This window comes from Enterobacteriaceae bacterium Kacie_13 (assembly GCA_013457415.1).
Classification (GTDB): domain Bacteria; phylum Pseudomonadota; class Gammaproteobacteria; order Enterobacterales; family Enterobacteriaceae; genus Rahnella.
In genome coordinates, this window is sequence record CP045665.1 from 793734 (window position 1) to 811457 (window position 17724).

Annotated in this window: 13 protein-coding genes; 6 read left to right on the top strand and 7 right to left on the bottom strand. The window is 52.7% G+C overall.

Annotated features, from left to right (window positions below; all coding sequences use genetic code 11):
* Positions 1 to 67 precede the first annotated feature (67 nt).
* The 4 genes from hofC to nadC all read right to left on the bottom strand — a co-directional run bounded on the left by hofC (position 68) and on the right by nadC (position 4416).
* Positions 68 to 1288 carry a protein transport protein HofC gene (gene hofC, locus GE278_03605; GenBank protein QLK59929.1) on the bottom strand — a complete coding sequence of 407 codons (1221 nt, stop codon included), beginning with the start codon at positions 1286 to 1288 and terminating at the stop codon, positions 68 to 70.
* On the bottom strand, positions 1285 to 2781 hold the full coding sequence (gene gspE / locus GE278_03610) for a type II secretion system protein GspE (GenBank protein QLK59930.1): 1497 nt from the start codon (positions 2779 to 2781) through the stop codon (positions 1285 to 1287). Before gspE ends, hofC begins: the two co-directional genes overlap by 4 nt.
* Positions 2778 to 3227 carry a prepilin peptidase-dependent pilin gene (gene ppdD, locus GE278_03615; protein QLK59931.1) on the bottom strand — a complete coding sequence of 150 codons (450 nt, stop codon included), beginning with the start codon at positions 3225 to 3227 and terminating at the stop codon, positions 2778 to 2780. The genes gspE and ppdD overlap by 4 nt, the downstream gene beginning before the upstream one ends.
* A 295-nt stretch (positions 3228 to 3522) precedes the next feature.
* Entirely contained in the window at positions 3523 to 4416 is an 894-nt protein-coding gene (gene nadC, locus GE278_03620) for a carboxylating nicotinate-nucleotide diphosphorylase (GenBank protein QLK59932.1), read from the bottom strand.
* 94 nt (positions 4417 to 4510) lie between these two features.
* Here nadC and ampD point away from each other — a divergent pair, with 94 nt between their 5' ends.
* Together ampD and ampE are read left to right on the top strand one after the other, a co-directional pair.
* The gene (gene ampD, locus GE278_03625; GenBank protein ID QLK59933.1) at positions 4511 to 5083 is read left to right on the top strand and encodes a 1,6-anhydro-N-acetylmuramyl-L-alanine amidase AmpD; all 573 of its coding nucleotides are present in this window, start codon (positions 4511 to 4513) and stop codon (positions 5081 to 5083) included.
* Between the two features lie 61 nt (positions 5084 to 5144).
* Entirely contained in the window at positions 5145 to 5999 is an 855-nt protein-coding gene (gene ampE, locus GE278_03630) for a beta-lactamase regulator AmpE (GenBank protein ID QLK59934.1), read from the top strand.
* A gap of 106 nt (positions 6000 to 6105) precedes the next feature.
* Here ampE and GE278_03635 read toward each other — a convergent pair whose 3' ends face one another.
* The 3 genes from GE278_03635 to aroP form a co-directional block, all read right to left on the bottom strand.
* Positions 6106 to 7080, bottom strand: a complete 975-nt coding sequence (locus tag GE278_03635) for a family 43 glycosylhydrolase (protein QLK59935.1) — start codon at positions 7078 to 7080, stop codon at positions 6106 to 6108.
* Positions 7073 to 8509 carry an MFS transporter gene (locus GE278_03640; GenBank protein ID QLK59936.1) on the bottom strand — a complete coding sequence of 479 codons (1437 nt, stop codon included), beginning with the start codon at positions 8507 to 8509 and terminating at the stop codon, positions 7073 to 7075. The genes GE278_03635 and GE278_03640 overlap by 8 nt, the downstream gene beginning before the upstream one ends.
* 222 nt (positions 8510 to 8731) lie before the next feature.
* Positions 8732 to 10102, bottom strand: coding sequence for an aromatic amino acid transporter AroP (gene aroP / locus GE278_03645; GenBank protein QLK59937.1), 1371 nt, complete (start codon positions 10100 to 10102; stop codon positions 8732 to 8734).
* Positions 10103 to 10530: 428 nt separating this feature from the next.
* Here aroP and pdhR point away from each other — a divergent pair, with 428 nt between their 5' ends.
* The 4 genes from pdhR to lpdA all read left to right on the top strand — a co-directional run bounded on the left by pdhR (position 10531) and on the right by lpdA (position 17676).
* The gene (pdhR, locus tag GE278_03650; GenBank protein ID QLK59938.1) at positions 10531 to 11301 is read left to right on the top strand and encodes a pyruvate dehydrogenase complex transcriptional repressor PdhR; all 771 of its coding nucleotides are present in this window, start codon (positions 10531 to 10533) and stop codon (positions 11299 to 11301) included.
* Positions 11302 to 11463: 162 nt separating this feature from the next.
* Positions 11464 to 14127 (top strand): pyruvate dehydrogenase (acetyl-transferring), homodimeric type, encoded by a 2664-nt coding sequence (gene aceE / locus GE278_03655; protein ID QLK59939.1) that lies wholly within the window; start codon positions 11464 to 11466, stop codon positions 14125 to 14127.
* 13 nt (positions 14128 to 14140) lie between these two features.
* The gene (aceF, locus tag GE278_03660) at positions 14141 to 16039 is read left to right on the top strand and encodes a pyruvate dehydrogenase complex dihydrolipoyllysine-residue acetyltransferase (GenBank protein ID QLK59940.1); all 1899 of its coding nucleotides are present in this window, start codon (positions 14141 to 14143) and stop codon (positions 16037 to 16039) included.
* Positions 16040 to 16248: 209 nt separating this feature from the next.
* Positions 16249 to 17676: a dihydrolipoyl dehydrogenase gene (gene lpdA / locus GE278_03665; protein QLK59941.1), complete on the top strand. Its 1428-nt coding sequence runs from the start codon at positions 16249 to 16251 to the stop codon at positions 17674 to 17676.
* Positions 17677 to 17724 lie beyond the last annotated feature (48 nt).

A 17724-nucleotide genomic window follows, 5' to 3' on the forward strand; every position in this document is an offset into this window, starting at 1 on the left:
CGTCTATAACGGCGAAACAGGTTTTCGCCGTTTTCATTTCCACCGACAGTCCCATCGATACGGCACATCATCCCATCACCGACCCCAACTGGAAGATAGGCAAGTACATGGCGATCACCAACCCGCCAACAATCACGCCCATTACAGCCATCAGAACCGGTTCAATCGTTTGAGACAACGTGTCCGCCAGCGAATTTGCCTTCTCATTATGCAGATGCGCCAGTTTCAGCAGCAACTCATCCAGTGACCCTGATTCCTCCCCGATTTTTATCAGTTGTTGACACAGCGAAGGAAACAACGGCGACTGCACAAAGGCCTTATGCAAAGGCGTACCTTGCATTATTTGCTCACGGATCTGGCTGAGTGCGCTCTGAAAATGCACATTAGACAGGGAGGAGGCCGCCGCCTCCAGCCCAGATACCAGCGTCATTCCAGCCTGTTGAGTCATCGCCAGCGTTTGAAATATCTGGCTGAGGCAACTGTCGGTAACCAGCCGTGAGATTAACGGCAACCTTAGCAGCAGCATTTGCTCCCCCTGCTTCCAGCGCTTTTGCGGATGTAATTTGCGTATATAGACAAAGCTGCAAACGGATGTAATCCCCGTCAGCCAGGGCCCCGTACTGATCAAGACATCCGATGCACTGACCAGCATCCTTGTGAACCACGGTAGCTCGGCATCAAAGGAGGCGTAGATTTTGGCAAACTCCGGCAGAACCAGGGTCAGCATCAGTAAGGTCACCACCGTGGCAATTACGCTGACGATCAGCGGATAGCGCAGGGCTTTTTTCACTTTTTCTCTCAGTTTGGCCTGCTGTTCCTGCTGAGTGGCCAGCTGTAAACAGCAGCGATCCATCTGGCCGGTGAGCTCACCGATGGCAATAATCTGCCGGTAGATATCCGGGAAAACATCGGGATACGCATTCAGCATGGCGGATAAAGGCTTCCCTTCGCGAACTCCCTTCGCGATATTTTGCAAAACACATTGCCACGCCATTTTCGGATGCTCATTTGCCAGCAACATCAGGCTATTGACCAGCGGCAGTCCAGCCTGTAGCAGCGTGGCAAGTTGTCTGACCATCGCAACGCGTTCTGGATTTTTCCAGTAGCCCCGGTTCAGACGTTGTTTCATCTGAATCTTCAGCGGTTGCAGACTGGCAGCAAAGAGCTGCTGATAGATGCCGTCTTTACTGGCCTCGATACTGTTGCCTTGCTGAATGTTTCCCTGAATGTCGATGGCCTGCCAGTGATACAGGCGCCATGTTTGGGAAAGAGCAGGCATTTCACTCATTCATCGGTTCCTTCGCCGGTGACGCGATAAAGTTCTTCTAGCGAAGTGATCCCTTGTTCAACCAACAACATTCCGGCTTCCTGTAGCGTGATTTGCCCCTGCTCGCGGGCAATTTTGCTCAGTTCACTCACCGTGGCTTCAGCAACCAGTGCCTGCTGTAATCGTGGTGTGATGTTCAGCGTTTCATAAATACCTGTCCGTCCGTAATAGCCGGAAAAGCACTGATGACATCCGGTTGCCCGCCAGAGTGGGATCTGGGCGCCTCGCCCCTTTTCACCTTTGCCGACAAACTCCATGTGCGCCTTACGGCAGTGCGGGCAGAGTTTTCGCACCAGTCGCTGAGCAATGACCAGCCGCAGGCTGGCGGCAATGTGAAAGCCTTCAATGCCCATCTGACGCAGCCGGGTCAGCGTTTCACAGGTGGAATTGGTGTGTAATGTTGAAAGCACCAGATGCCCGGTTTGTGCGGCTTTTACGGCGATTTCTGCCGTTTCCTTATCACGTATCTCACCGACCATAATCACATCCGGATCCTGGCGCAGCAATGCGCGTAGCACACTGGCAAAGCTGAGATCTGTTTTGCTGTTGATCTGCGTCTGGTTGATACCGCTGACCGGAATTTCGATCGGATCCTCCACGCTGCAAATATTGCGGGAGATGGCATTGAGATGCCGTAATCCACTGTAAAGTGTAACGGTTTTACCGCTGCCGGTCGGGCCGGTGACCAGAATCAGCCCCTGCGGGTGTTTTAGTGCGGCTTTGAAATACCCGAGATCGCGCAGTGTCAGCCCCAGTTGCGACATCGCCAGATCCTGCTGGGTCATATGCAGGATCCGCAGCACGATTTTTTCACCGTGTAACGTTGGCAGGGAGGAGACGCGCATTGAGTAGCGCTGGTTTTGTAGCATCACTGACAGCTGTCCATCCTGTGGTAAGCGGCGTTCTGCAACGTTCAGTTGCCCCATGATTTTCAGTCGTGCACACACACCAGCCGCTAATGAAAACTCAGGGCCGGGGATTTCCTGCAATACGCCGTCAATACGCACGCGGACACGAAAGCTGCGCTCGTAAGGCTCGAAGTGAACATCCGAGGCCCGGCGGGTGATGGCTTGTCTGAGGATCTGATTGAGGGCATTAATGACCGGCGCATCACTCTGGTCGTTAAGCTCATTTTCCTCAGAACTGCCCGTAGCCGGACGCGACTCACCTTTTGCAGGTTCTTCTTTGGGATTAGCACTGCTTTTTTCCATTACCTGTTCGAGTCTTGCCTGCGGCCAGCGTTCAAGCTGAACTTTCAGCCCGCTAGCAAAGCGCAGAACGTTGCTCAGTGTGTCGGTATCTGGTTCAGCCTCATGGCAGGCCACACGCAGAGTCTGATCGTCGCGATGTAAGATCACCGCTTTATAACGCTGGCAAAGTGCTTCCAGTGAAGCTTCGCTTTGCTGTGTTGGGTTATCTGCTGGTGAAACTGGATTTAACGGGATGTCACTCATTTCGGCGCTCCCGTGGTGTCAAAACGAAAGACGCTTTCGCAAGCTTCAACCATCGAAGTGTTACCTGAATTGGTGCAGGTGCGGTTCCAGATAATGCCGCCGGCCTGATTGTCGAGGGTGGGGGTCATCACCACGCTGAGACCGCTAAGTGCCTGCTGACCTGTGAGCGTGATGATCCCTGCGCTGACTTGTGCCTGGCTGACGTAACGGCTTGTCGCAGTCGCAGGGATCCCCTGACTGCCAGCATTGCAGCTGGTCAGTGCGCCTGCATCAATCACGCACAGTTCCACGCCAGTTTTATACGGCACCATGGTTTGCAGCATGTCAGTCAGGGCCGCTTTTTGAATGTAACTTTGATAGGCGGGAATGCCGATGGCGCTGAGGATCGCAATAATTGCGATCACCACCATCAGCTCTATGAGAGTAAATCCTTGTTGCCGTTGCATGACGTTCTCCGTTTATTGAACTGCATGGATGTTGTTCAGGAAGCAAACTAAACGAAGAAAAAAATCGACTCCAGCGTCATCGGCGGCTTCTCCGCGACGTCTTCCAGGATAAATGTGCAAACTCAGAAGGCAGGCAAAGCTTTTGCGTGATGCCTCGCAATTATGCTCAGGAGGTCAAAAAGGGGGGTTGGCAGTATTCGATGAGAATGAGAGGGTGATGCGGCAAGTTCGAAAAAGCCTGAAGAAGTTGTATTGCCCCCGGAGGGGTTTCAGGGGGCAATAGCGAAACGGCTAATTAGTTGAAACGCATAGAGAGATCCATCGCCCGGACATGCTTAGTCAGCGCGCCGACGGAAATATAGTCCACGCCGGTTTCAGCAAATTCGCGCAGCGTTTTTTCAGTGACATTGCCGGAGACCTCCAGCAATGCGCGTCCAGCGGTCAGGGCTACGCCTTCACGCATCATCGGCACGGTGAAGTTATCCAGCATGATGATGTCCGCACCTGCATCCAGTGCCTGCTGAAGTTCGTCTAGCGATTCAACTTCGACTTCAACCGGGACGTCCGCGTGGATCCACAACGCACGTTCAACGGCCGCTTTAATCGAGCCGCAGGCGATAATGTGGTTTTCTTTGATGAGGAAAGCATCAGCAAGTCCGAGACGATGATTACTGCCGCCACCGCATAGCACCGCATATTTCAGCGCTGTGCGCAGGCCGGGCAGGGTTTTTCGGGTATCCAGCAGCTGTGTTTTAGTGCCAGCAAGGCGTTTCACATAGTGATTCACTTTGGTGGCGACGCCAGAGAGAGTCTGGACAAAATTCAGCGCTGTACGTTCGCCGGTCAGCAGCATGCGCGCAGAGCCTGAGAGCTCGCATAATGTCTGGTTTTCAGAAACGGTATCGCCATCCTTGACATGCCATTTGACGGTGATTTTGTCCCCCGCCAGTTGGGTAAATACTTCATCCAGCCAGCGCTGACCGCAGAAAATTCCGGCTTCACGAGTAATAATCGTCGCGCTGGCAATTTTATCCTGCGGTAAGAGTTGGGCGGTTAAGTCGTTGTCGGCATTGGCTTCGCCGCCGAGGTCTTCACCCAGCGCCTGAGTCACAAGTAAGGGAATATCGCTCTCGATACGTTCGAGTAACTGTGCGCGGCGACTTTCAGGGCTGTAGCTGCGGGTAGACATACAAATACTCCGAAATGGCGGATAAGAAGGACAAAAAAACATGCTACCCTGTTGCTGTGATAAGTACCACCCAGGCACATCATTGAGGTCATTGATGCACTTAGAACATGGCTGGATTGCCGAGGCCCGGCAGGTTGTTTCTCCCCATTCCGATCTCCGTCCTGACGACGAAACCCCCTCACTGCTGGTGATCCATAACATCAGTTTGCCGCCCGGAAAATTCGGTGGCCCCTATATTGATCAGTTATTTACCGGCACGCTTAATCCTCAGGACGATCCTTATTTTGAAGGGATTTACCAGCTTCGCGTAGCAGCGCACTGCCTGATCCGGCGCGACGGCGAGATCGTGCAATACGTGCCTTTCGATAAACGTGCCTGGCATGCGGGCGTTTCCAGCTGGCAGGGACGCGAGCGCTGTAATGATTTTTCCATCGGTATTGAGATGGAAGGCACTGACTTTGAGCCTTTCACTGACGCGCAATATCGCAGCCTCGCAGCCGTTACTGAGTTGTTAATTAAGCACTATCCGATTAGTCTTGATGCCATTACCGGCCACAGTGACATCGCGCCGGGGCGTAAAACGGATCCAGGCCCTGAGTTTGACTGGGCATTTTATCGCAAGCTGCTAACACCTTCCGCAGGGCACAATGCTTCTGCTGACTCGTGAATGAACACGGGTTCAGGTTTCTATTTTTAGCGGGTGATGTGTTGAGAGAGAGTGACAATCGATGACGTTATTTACTTTATTGCTGGTGCTGGCTTGGGAGCGATTATTCAAACTGGGTGAACACTGGCAGTTGGATCATCGGTTCGAGGTGATTTTCAGCCGCGGACGACAGACTTCTCTGGCTAAAACGCTGGCGATCGCCGTGGTCTGGATGGCGATGATTTGGGTGATCCTGCATGCAGTTCAGGGTTTGTTTTTCGGCGTACCTTCGCTGATTTTGTGGGTGATTATCTGCCTGTTCTGTATCGGTGCAGGCATTAAACGTAAACATTATCGTGCCTATCTGAAATCAGCGCGTCAGGGCGATGCCGACGCAACGAAAGAAATGGCAGAAGAGCTGGCGTTAATCCACGGCCTGCCAACGGATTGCACCGAAGAAGCCCGTTTGCGCGAACTGCAAAATGCGCTGTTGTGGATTAACTTCCGTTATTACCTTGGGCCTCTGTTCTGGTTCGTGGTGCTTGGTCCCTACGGACCGGTTGCGCTGGGTGGATACGCTGCACTGCGTGGCTATCAGACCTGGCTCGCGCGTCATACGACGCCGCTGAAACGCGCGCAGTCCGGCGTGGACAGTCTGCTGCACATTCTTGACTGGATCCCCGTGCGTCTGGCTGGTGTGGCGTACGCGCTGCTCGGGCACGGTGAAAAAGCATTACCGGCGTGGTTTGCCTCACTCGGAGACATTCATTCTTCGCAATATCACGTACTGACCCGTCTGGCGCAGTTTTCACTGGCGCGCGATCCGCATATGGATCCGGTGCAGACGCCGCGCGCCGCCGTCGGGCTGGCACGAAAAGTTACCATGATTATTCTGGTCGTTGTGGCGCTTCTGACGATTTATGGCGCGCTGATTTAACGCCGCAGTTTTGCTGCCTCAGCGTCATCCCTGAACCAATAAAAAGCCCGGCTCATTCACATGGCCTGGCTTTTTATTGGTTTTTCTTGACTGCCTTACTGAAGCGTTATACCTGTTTCTGCAAGGTCAGCGGACGGTTGTCGGCTGCCGGTTCGCCGAAGTCCGGCTGCCCGTTTTCATCCCAGCGAATGTTTTTAATCCGGGTATGACGGTTCGGGTCGTACAACGGATCGCCTTCTATTTCGGTATAGTTGCGTGCATGGTAAACCAGTATATCTTCACCCTGTTCGTTACGGGTAAAGCTGTTGTGGCCGGGGCCGAACTGTTTGTTTGTTGCGTGAGTGGTAAATACCGGATGCGGCGATTTATGCCACGACGAGATATCCAGCAGGTTGCTGTGAACAGCAGCTGTGAGCAACCCGATACAGTAATTCTCATCGGTGGCGCTGGCGGAATAGGTGATGAAAATCTTATCGCCGTGAGTTATCACCGCGGGTCCTTCGTTCACCCAAAAGCCGATGATTTCCCAGTCCAATTCGGGTTTGCTGAGCATCACCGGCGGGGATTTCAGTGTCCAGGGATTTTCCATTTCGGCTATGTACAGGTTGGAGTTACCGCGGATCGCCGGGTCTTTCTGTGCCCACAGATAATAGCTTTTTCCCTGATGTTCAAAATGTGTGGCATCGAGCGAAAAGCTGTCGACTGGCGTCTGAATCCGTCCCTTTTCTATCCATTCCCCCTTCAGCGGATCGGCATCTTCACACACCAGCGCATACATGCGGTGCTGAAACAGGCCGTCCTTTATCTCCTGCGAGGGGGCAGCGGCGTAGTAAATCACCCATTTTCCGTCGATGAAATGCAACTCCGGTGCCCAGATAAGTGCGCTCATCGGGCCGCTGTCGGGTTTGTGCCAGACAATTTTTGCCGGTGCATCAGCAAGGCCGATTAGCGTTTTTGAGCGGCGGATTTCCAGCCGGTCATATTCCGGCACTGAGGCGATAAAGTAATAATGCCCGTCGCTATGCAGCCAGATATGCGGATCGGCACGTTGTTCGATGAGCGGGTTTGGGTAATTACTCATGTTTCAGCTCCTTGCTGTGAAGTGCAGCGGAACCTGCGTCCGGCGCATTTTTCGTTTCGTGATATTTATTCAGTTCCCGGTAATTGCGGCGGCGAATTTCCAGGTCTGACTGAATAGTACGCATCATTTCGCGATCGACTTTCAGTAAACGTACAACACCTGCAGTAATCAGATAGCCAATGCCGGGGATCACCGTGAATAGCAGTACAATCCCGTTGATGGCGTGATCGCTCTGGCGCGCGGCACCGGCGTCATAGCCATAGCCTGAAAGCAGGAAGCCTACCATTGCCCCGGCCACGGCCAGACCGCATTTCAGGAAGAACAGGTTACCGGAGAAGCTGATGCCGGTGATGCGTTTGCCGGTTTTCCATTCGCCGTAGTCATCTACATCGGCCATCAGCGACCAGTGCAGCGGAGAAGGCAACTGGTGCATGATATTCAGGATAAAGTACGCGACCAGAATCAGCGTCGTGGCGTGCGGATCGAGGAAATAGAAGCCACAGGAGAAAATGGTCAGGATGATGTTGGCCCAGAAAAAGACTTTCAGTTTGCAGAACCTGTCGGTCAGCGGTTTTGCCAGTGCGCTGCCGATCATCATGCCAACTACGCCGAGACTGATAAACATGCTAGCGAACGAAGTCGATTTCTCCATCACCCAGGTAACGTAATACATCGTTGCCGCCATGCGGATGAACCCCGGACACACGTTGCAGAAGGTCAGCAGCAGGATGCGCACCCACTGGTCGTTTTTCCAGATGTCTTTCAGGTCAGATTTCAGCGCATGTTTAGACGGCACAGCAGGCTGGATACGTTCTTTCACAAAGCTGAAGCAGAACAGGAACATAAACAACGCAATGATCGCCATTACGCCCATCGACATCTGATAACCCTTGGCTTTATCTGCACCGCCAAACCAGTCTGCCATCGGCAGTAATGTAGAAGACAAGATCAGCGTCGCGATCCCCACCATAAAGAAGCGATAAGACTGGCAGGCAACGCGTTCGTGCGGATCGGCGGTGATGACGCCCCCCAGCGAGCAGTAAGGAATATTGATCGCGGTATAGGTCAGCGACATCAGGAAGTAAGTCACAAAGGCATAGATAACCTTGCTGTTATAGGTCCATTCCGGTGTTGTGAACATCAGTACGCTGAACAGGACGTAGGGCACCGATATCCATAACAAATAAGGACGGAAGCGTCCCCAGCGGGTCGTGGTGCGGTCGGCAATCGCGCCCATGATAGGGTCAGTGACGGCATCGATCACACGTACCGATAACAGTAGTACACCGACCAGCGCCGGGGCGAGGCCGAAAACGTCGGTATAAAAGTAATTGAGAAACAGCATGATGGCGCCGCCAATCATGTTGCATCCCGCGTCCCCCATGCCGTACGCCACTTTCTCTCTGAATGACAGCGCGCCTTCCTTCATGGATGTTCTCTCCGGCTATTGGTTAAAAAGAGTGATGTTACGAAACTGTTTGTTAGCCAAGAGTATTGGCGCGGGAGGGGCAGAGGAGTCAGGAGGTAAGAGTCGTGAAGATGGACATTTTAGTCATGCTGGGCAAAGTGTGACCCAGATAACAAAGCGCCCCGGCGAGGAAAACCGACCGGGGCGCTTAAGATTTTAAGCCTTTAACAACTCTGACTTAATTTAGGCTTTAACGGACTTTCCGCTTTGCTGATTTTTGACCCAGTAACCCAGGCCCAGAATCACCAGCCAGACCGGGATCAGCCAAACGGAAATGGCCATGCCAGGCGTGATTGCCATAATCACCAAGATCGCTGCCATGAACAGCAGGCAGATATAGTTACCCACCGGGTACAGCAGCGCCTTGAACTTGGTTTCGATACCTTCGCGGCGCATCGCCTGGCGGAACTTAATGTGCGCGAGGCTTATCATTGCCCAGTTGATGACCAGTGCAGAAACCACCAGCGCCATCAGCAGACCAAAGGCTTCGCCCGGCATCAGATAGTTAATCAGTACACAGAGCGCAGTAGTCGCCGCAGAGACCATGATAGAGGCGACCGGCACGCCACGTTTGTCGACGTTCAGCAGAGCTTTTGGTGCATTGCCTTGCTGAGCCAGACCAAACAGCATACGGCTGTTACAGTACACACAACTGTTATAGACCGACAGTGCGGCAGTCAGGATCACCACGTTAAGAGCATTTGCGACCAGCGCATCACCCAGATCATGGAAGATGAGAACGAACGGGCTGGTGTCTGGCCCTACGCGTGTCCACGGCATCAGGGAAAGCAAGACAGCCAGTGAGCCCACATAGAAAATCAGGATACGGTAGATAACCTGATTGGTGGCTTTAGGAATACTGATCTCCGGATTATCAGCTTCTGCAGCGGTGATACCCACCAGCTCAAGACCACCGAATGAGAACATGATGATAGCCATCATCATCACCAGCCCGGTCATGCCGTGTGGCAGGAATCCACCTTGCTCCCAGAGGTTACGTACTGTCGCCTGCGGACCGGCAGTATCACTGAACAGCAACCAGCCGCCGAACAGGATCATGGCCACTACCGCGACGACTTTGATGATTGCAAACCAGAACTCCATCTCACCAAAGACTTTAACGTTGGTCAGATTGATGGCGTTGATGAGCACGAAGAAAACCGCCGCAGAAGCCCAGGTTGGGATCTCCGGATACCAGAATTGAATATATTTACCGACGGCGGTCAGTTCTGCCATCGCTACCAGCACGTACAGCACCCAGTAGTTCCAGCCAGAAGCAAAACCAGCAAAACCACCCCAGTATTTATAGGCGAAATGACTGAAAGAACCGGCGACCGGCTCTGCAACAACCATTTCACCGAGCTGGCGCATAATCAGGAATGCGATAAACCCGGCAATAGCGTAGCCAAGAATAATCCCCGGCCCCGCAGACTGAATAACGGAGGCGCTGCCCAGAAACAGGCCCGTTCCGACTGCCCCACCTAACGCGATCAACTGAATGTGGCGGTTTTTTAGGCCGCGCTTCAGCTCATCGCCATGTTGTTGATCAACCATTTACCTGTCCTCTGTCATTGGGGCAAAACCCATAGCATTCTGCGTGTTAGAAAGAATGTAAGGCGATAATTACACTTTTTGTATTTAATTATTTACGGCTGGATTGTGCCTAAAAAGCAGCATCATCTACCGTTCGGGCAAGAATAGTGTTATGCGAAAAAGTTTGCACCTGATTTATGCATCATCTGCATAACAAATAACCGAATTAACGGTAAATTTGCTCAGGATCGTAAAAATGTGATCTAAAGCGTGGAAAAAATGAAGAATGATAAAAAGTTGTTAAATTGTGCGAGGTCGACGCATTTACTGGGTAGCCATATGGACACAAGGTGAATACTTTGTTACTTTACGGCCACGTTTTTTAAATTGGTATTACCAATTGACTCCGGCAACTTACAGAGTCGCTACTCGCAGAGAACAGCACAGATATGGCTTACAGCAAAATCCGCCAGCCTAAGTTATCCGATGTGATCGAGCAGCAACTTGAGTTCCTGATCCTCGAAGGCACTTTGAGACCCGGGGAAAAGCTTCCGCCAGAACGTGAACTGGCCAAACAGTTTGATGTTTCACGACCTTCTCTCAGAGAGGCGATCCAAAGCCTGGAAGGGAAGGGACTGCTCCTGCGCCGTCAGGGTGGTGGCACTTTCGTGCAAAGTAATTTGTGGCAAAGCGTGAGCGATCCGCTGGCCGAGTTACTGGCTGACCATCCTGAATCACAATTCGACCTCCTTGAAACACGCCATGCCCTTGAAGGGATTGCTGCCTATTACGCTGCGCTCAGAGGCACAGAGGAAGATTTAGCGCGCATTCGCGATTGTCACGTGGGCATTCAGACCGCACAAGACAGCGGGGATCTGGACGCAGAAGCCGATGCGGTTATGCAGTATCAGGTCGCTGTAACAGAAGCAGCCCATAATGTGGTGCTGCTGCATCTGGTTCGCTGTATGGGACCGATGCTTGAGAAGAACGTACGACAGAACTTTGAATTGCTCTACTCACGCCGGGAAATGCTGGCGACGGTAAGCAACCACCGCGCCAGTATTTTCGAGGCGATTGTTGCACGTGAACCAGAAATGGCGCGTGCTGCATCTCACCGTCACCTGGCGTTCATTGAGGAAGTTTTGCTGGATCTCAGCAGGGAACACACCCGGCGGGATCGGTCACTACGACGGCTCCAGCAACGGAAAGATGAAAGTTAACCTTCGGGATTAATTTTTAGAGCCTTCACTTGAGGGCTCACGGCAACTACATGACGGGCCTGTCTTCGTGCGTTTTATTGATTACGAAGAGCTTTGTAAAAGAGCGCAGGAAGACAGGCTCCAGATAAACCAACGTATTAGATACAGATAAGGAAAAGCACCATGTCAGAACGTGTAAATAATGACGTGGATCCGATCGAAACTCGCGACTGGCTACAAGCGATCGAATCGGTCATCCGTGAAGAGGGTGTTGAGCGTGCGCAGTTCCTGATTGATCAGGTTCTGAGTGAAGCACGTAAAGGCGGCGTGAGCGTCGCAGCTGGCGCAGCCAGCCGTAATTATGTCAACACCATCGCTGTTGAAGACGAACCTGAGTATCCGGGTAACCTGGAGCTGGAACGCAACATTCGTACCGCAATCCGCTGGAATGCGATCATGACCGTTCTGCGTGCGTCGAAGAAAGATCTGGATCTGGGCGGCCATATGTCATCCTTCCAGTCTTCCGCAGCGGTTTACGAAGTGTGCTTCAACCACTTCTTCCGTGCTCGCAACGAGAAAGACGGCGGCGATCTGGTGTACTTCCAGGGCCACATCTCTCCGGGCGTGTACGCGCGTGCTTTCCTTGAAGGCCGCCTGACCGAAGACCAGATGAACAATTTCCGTCAGGAAGTTCACGGTAAAGGTCTGTCATCTTATCCGCACCCTAAACTGATGCCTGAATTCTGGCAGTTCCCAACCGTCTCAATGGGTCTGGGTCCAATCGGTGCTATCTATCAGGCTAAGTTCCTGAAATACCTTGATCACCGTGGTCTGAAAGACACCTCAGAGCAGCGCGTTTATGCGTTCCTGGGCGACGGTGAAATGGACGAACCAGAATCCAAAGGTGCGATCACTATCGCCACCCGTGAGAAACTGGACAACCTGTGCTTCATCATCAACTGTAACTTACAGCGTCTTGATGGCCCGGTAACCGGTAACGGTAAAATCATCAACGAACTGGAAGGCATCTTTGCAGGCGCCGGCTGGAACGTGATCAAAGTGATTTGGGGCAACCGTTGGGACGAACTGCTGCGTAAAGATACCAGCGGCAAACTGATCCAGCTGATGAACGAAACCGTTGACGGCGACTACCAGACCTTCAAGTCCCGCGACGGTAAATACGTTCGTGAGCACTTCTTCGGCCGTTATCCGGAAACCGCTGCACTGGTTAAAGATATGACCGACGACGAAATCTGGGCACTGAACCGTGGTGGCCACGATCCGAAGAAAGTCTTCGCTGCACTGAACAAAGCACAGAACACCAAAGGTCAGCCGACCGTTATCCTTGCGCATACCATCAAAGGTTATGGCATGGGCGAAGCGGCCGAAGGTAAGAACATTGCTCACCAGGTGAAGAAAATGAACATGGATGGCGTGCGCTATATCCGTGATCGTTTCAGCGTGCCAGTAACCGATGAAAATCTGGAAAAACTGCCGTACATCACATTGGAAAAAGACTCTGCAGAATACAAATACCTGCATGAGCGTCGTGCTGCGCTGAAAGGCTACCTGCCGACTCGTCTGCCAAACTTCACTCAGAAGCTGGAAATGCCGAAACTGGAAGACTTCTCACAGCTGCTGGAAGAGCAGAAGAAAGAGATTTCTACCACAATCGCCTTCGTCCGTGCCCTGAACGTGATGCTGAAGAACGATTCCATCAAAGACCGTCTGGTGCCGATCATCGCCGATGAAGCGCGTACTTTCGGTATGGAAGGCCTGTTCCGTCAGATTGGTATTTACAGCCCGAACGGCCAGCAGTACACCCCGCAGGACCGTGAGCAGGTTGCTTACTATAAAGAAGACGAGAAAGGTCAGATCCTGCAGGAAGGCATCAACGAACTGGGCGCCGCCTCTTCATGGCTTGCCGCAGCGACGTCTTACAGCACCAACGATCTGCCAATGATCCCGTTCTACATCTACTACTCCATGTTCGGTTTCCAGCGTATCGGTGACCTGTGCTGGGCAGCGGGTGACCAACAGGCGCGTGGCTTCCTGGTCGGTGGTACTTCAGGTCGTACAACATTGAACGGCGAAGGTTTGCAGCACGAAGATGGTCACAGCCACATTCAGTCTCTGACTATCCCGAACTGTATTTCTTACGATCCGGCGTATGCCTACGAAGTGGCAGTCATCATGCATGACGGTCTGGTACGTATGTACGGTGAAGCACAAGAAAACATCTATTACTACATCACTACACTGAACGAAAACTACCACATGCCAGCCATGCCAGAAGGCGCGGAAGAAGGCATCCGTAAAGGTATCTACAAGTTAGAAACCGTGGAAGGTAGCAAAGGTAAAGTGCAGCTGATGAGCTCCGGTTCTATCCTGCGTCACGTACGTGAAGCGGCTCAGATCCTGGCGAAAGACTACGGCGTCGGTTCTGACGTGTACAGCGTGACCTCGTTCACCGAACTGGCCCGTGACGGTCAGGACTGCGAGCGCTGGAACATGCTGCACCCGACTGAAACCCCACGCGTACCTTATGTGGCTCAGGTAATGAACGATGCACCGGTTGTTGCTTCAACCGACTACATGAAGCTGTTCGCAGAGCAGATCCGTAACTTCGTTCCTGCCAGCGATTTCCGCGTACTGGGCACCGACGGCTTCGGTCGTTCTGACAGCCGCGAAAACCTGCGTCACCACTTCGAAATTGATGCGTCTTACGTTGTGGTTGCTGCGCTGGGCGAACTGGCCAAACGTGGCGAGATCGATGTGAAAGTAGTGGCTGACGCCATTACCAAGTTCGGCATCGATGCTGACAAAGTTAACCCGCGTCTGGCATAAGAGGTAAAGACAGATGGCTATTGAAATTAACGTACCGGACATCGGTGCAGATGCAGTGGAAGTCACCGAAATTATGGTGAAGGTGGGCGATAAGGTTGAAGTTGAACAATCGCTTATCACCGTTGAAGGCGACAAAGCGTCTATGGAAGTGCCTTCTCCACAGGCTGGCGTTGTAAAAGAGATCAAAGTTGCGGTCGGCGATACCGTCGAAACTGGCAAACTGATTATGATCTTTGAAGCTGCTAACGGTGCTGCTGATGCTTCACCTGCAAAACAGGAAGCGAAAGCAGAAGAGAAACCTGCTGCCGCTGCCGCGCCCGCTTCCAACGAAAGCAAAGAAGTGAACGTGCCGGATATCGGCGGCGACGAAGTTGAAGTCACCGAGATCATGGTCAAAGTGGGCGACAAAGTTGAAGCTGAGCAATCGCTGATCACCGTAGAAGGCGACAAAGCCTCTATGGAAGTCCCTGCACCGTTCGCGGGTACCGTAAAAGAAATCAAAATCGCTGCGGGCGACAAAGTCAGCACCGGATCTCTTATCATGGTCTTCGAAGTAGCGGGTTCCGGCTCAGCTGCACCTGCTAAAGAAGAAGCCAAATCAGAAGCGGCTCCGGCTGCTCCGGCGGCCTCCGGCAGCAAAGAAGTGAACGTGCCTGATATCGGTGGCGACGAAGTCGAAGTCACTGAAATCATGGTTAAAGTAGGCGACAAAGTAACGGCTGAACAGTCGATTATCACCGTAGAAGGCGACAAAGCCTCCATGGAAGTCCCTGCGCCGTTCGCCGGTATCGTGAAAGAAATCAAAATCGCTGCGGGCGACAAAGTCAGCACTGGCTCTCTAATCATGGTCTTCGAAGTTGAAGGCGCTGCGCCTGCTGCTCCGGTGGCGAAGAAAGAAGAAGCTGCTGCCCCTGCGAAACAAGAACAGAAAGCCGCCGCACCGGCTGCTGCTCCGGCAGCCAGCAAAGGCGACTTCGCTGAGAACGACGCTTACGTTCACGCCACGCCGGTTATCCGTCGTCTGGCTCGTGAATTCGGCGTTAACCTGGCGAAAGTCAAAGGGACAGGCCGCAAAGGTCGCATCCTGCGTGAAGATGTGCAGACTTACGTGAAAGACGCGGTCAAACGTGCTGAAGCCGCGCCGGCAGCAGCGACGGGTGGCGGTCTGCCAGGCATGCTGCCGTGGCCGAAAGTCGACTTCAGCAAGTTTGGTGAAATCGAAGAAGTCGAACTGGGCCGTATCCAGAAAATCTCCGGTGCGAACCTGAGCCGTAACTGGGTGATGATCCCGCACGTTACGCACTTCGACAAAACGGATATCACTGAGCTGGAAGCGTTCCGTAAACAGCAGAACGATGAAGCCGCGAAACGTAAACTGGACGTGAAATTCACGCCAGTGGTCTTCATCATGAAAGCCGTTGCCGCAGCACTTGAGCAGATGCCTCGCTTCAACAGTTCACTGTCTGAAGATGGTCAGAAACTGACGCTGAAAAAATACATCAACGTCGGTGTTGCGGTAGACACGCCAAACGGTCTGGTTGTTCCGGTCTTCAAAGACGTGAACAAGAAAGGCATCGCTGAGCTGTCTCGTGAGCTGATGGCTATCTCTAAGAAAGCCCGTGACGGTAAGCTGACGGCCGGCGAAATGCAGGGCGGTTGCTTCACTATCTCCAGCCTGGGCGGTATCGGGACGACCCACTTCGCGCCAATCGTCAATGCGCCGGAAGTGGCGATCCTCGGTGTTTCCAAGTCCGCGATGGAACCTGTCTGGAACGGTAAAGAGTTCGTACCGCGTCTGATGATGCCAATGTCGCTCTCCTTCGACCACCGTGTGATTGACGGTGCCGATGGTGCGCGCTTTATCACCATCATCAACAACGTACTGTCAGACATTCGCCGTCTGGTGATGTAAGTGAAAAGCCGGCCAAACGGCCGGCTTTTTTCTGATAATCTCATCATGTTGTTTGGGATTATCCTGCGCTAAACACGAATCGTATGCCGTTTGTTGTTTCAAATTTGTTAACAATTTTGTAAACTGCGGGCGGATAGAACGACCCGGTGGATGATGGGCGTTGCGACATAAAAATGACGTCAGACCCGCCGGACATAAATTAAGAGGTCATGATGAGTACTGAAATTAAAACTCAGGTCGTCGTACTTGGGGCGGGCCCTGCAGGTTACTCTGCTGCTTTCCGTTGCGCTGATTTAGGTCTTGAAACTGTTCTGGTTGAGCGTTATGCCACTCTCGGCGGCGTGTGCCTGAACGTAGGCTGTATCCCTTCTAAAGCTCTGCTGCACGTCGCGAAAGTGATCTCTGAAGCAAAAGCACTGGCCGAGCACGGCATCGTTTTCGGTGAGCCGAAAACGGATATCGACAAAGTGCGCGTCTGGAAAGAAAAAGTCATCAACCAGCTGACCGGTGGTCTGGCAGGCATGGCAAAAGGCCGTAAAGTCAAAGTCGTGAACGGCTTGGGCAAATTTACTGGCGCGAATACTTTGGTTGTTGAAGGCGAAAATGGTCCAACCACCATCACTTTCGACAATGCGATCATTGCGGCGGGTTCCCGCCCAATCAAACTGCCATTCATTCCTCATGATGATCCACGTGTGTGGGATTCCACCGATGCACTGGAACTGAAAACCGTCCCTGAGCGTCTGCTCGTTATGGGCGGTGGCATCATCGGTCTGGAAATGGGCACCGTTTACCACGCGCTGGGTTCACAGATAGACGTGGTAGAAATGTTTGATCAGGTGATCCCGGCCGCTGATAAAGACGTAGTGAAAGTCTTCACTAAGAAAATCAGCAAGCAGTTCAACCTGATGCTGGAAACCAAAGTGACCGCGGTAGAAGCCAAAGAAGACGGCATCTATGTCACGATGGAAGGTAAAAAAGCCCCTGCAGAACCACAGCGTTATGACGCCGTGCTGGTCGCGATTGGCCGTGTGCCAAATGGCAAACTGCTGGAAGCGGGCGCAGCGGGCATAGAAGTTGACGATCGTGGCTTCATCCACGTCGACAAACAAATGCGTACTAACGTGCCGCACATCTTTGCTATCGGCGATATCGTCGGCCAGCCAATGCTGGCACACAAAGGTGTTCACGAAGGTCACGTGGCTGCCGAAGTTATCTCCGGCAAGAAACATTACTTCGATCCGAAAGTCATTCCATCGATCGCCTACACTGAGCCAGAAGTTGCCTGGGTTGGTCTGACCGAGAAAGAAGCGAAAGAAAAAGGCATCAGCTATGAAACGGCCACCTTCCCGTGGGCAGCTTCAGGCCGTGCTATCGCTTCCGATTGTGCTGACGGCATGACCAAACTGATCTTCGACAAAGAAACTCACCGTGTTATCGGTGGTGCGATTGTCGGTACCAACGGCGGCGAGCTGCTGGGCGAGATCGGTCTGGCAATCGAAATGGGATGTGATGCCGAAGATATCGCGCTGACCATCCATGCTCACCCGACTCTGCATGAGTCCGTGGGTCTGGCAGCAGAAATCTACGAAGGCAGCATTACCGACCTGCCAAATCCGAAAGCGAAAAAGAAGTAACTTTCAGATGATAAGTTGACGGCCCTGCGGGGCCGTTTTTTTTTGCCT

What these genes read in the sequence shown, in the direction of transcription:
- hofC (QLK59929.1), bottom strand. Translation starts at nt 1,288, where the DNA reads ATGAGTGAAATGCCTGCTCTTTCCCAAACATGGCGCCTGTATCACTGG.
- gspE (QLK59930.1), bottom strand. Translation starts at nt 2,781, where the DNA reads ATGAGTGACATCCCGTTAAATCCAGTTTCACCAGCAGATAACCCAACA.
- ppdD (QLK59931.1), bottom strand. Translation starts at nt 3,227, where the DNA reads ATGCAACGGCAACAAGGATTTACTCTCATAGAGCTGATGGTGGTGATC.
- nadC (QLK59932.1), bottom strand. Translation starts at nt 4,416, where the DNA reads ATGTCTACCCGCAGCTACAGCCCTGAAAGTCGCCGCGCACAGTTACTC.
- ampD (QLK59933.1), top strand. Translation starts at nt 4,511, where the DNA reads ATGCACTTAGAACATGGCTGGATTGCCGAGGCCCGGCAGGTTGTTTCT.
- ampE (QLK59934.1), top strand. Translation starts at nt 5,145, where the DNA reads ATGACGTTATTTACTTTATTGCTGGTGCTGGCTTGGGAGCGATTATTC.
- GE278_03635 (QLK59935.1), bottom strand. Translation starts at nt 7,080, where the DNA reads ATGAGTAATTACCCAAACCCGCTCATCGAACAACGTGCCGATCCGCAT.
- GE278_03640 (QLK59936.1), bottom strand. Translation starts at nt 8,509, where the DNA reads ATGAAGGAAGGCGCGCTGTCATTCAGAGAGAAAGTGGCGTACGGCATG.
- aroP (QLK59937.1), bottom strand. Translation starts at nt 10,102, where the DNA reads ATGGTTGATCAACAACATGGCGATGAGCTGAAGCGCGGCCTAAAAAAC.
- pdhR (QLK59938.1), top strand. Translation starts at nt 10,531, where the DNA reads ATGGCTTACAGCAAAATCCGCCAGCCTAAGTTATCCGATGTGATCGAG.
- aceE (QLK59939.1), top strand. Translation starts at nt 11,464, where the DNA reads ATGTCAGAACGTGTAAATAATGACGTGGATCCGATCGAAACTCGCGAC.
- aceF (QLK59940.1), top strand. Translation starts at nt 14,141, where the DNA reads ATGGCTATTGAAATTAACGTACCGGACATCGGTGCAGATGCAGTGGAA.
- lpdA (QLK59941.1), top strand. Translation starts at nt 16,249, where the DNA reads ATGATGAGTACTGAAATTAAAACTCAGGTCGTCGTACTTGGGGCGGGC.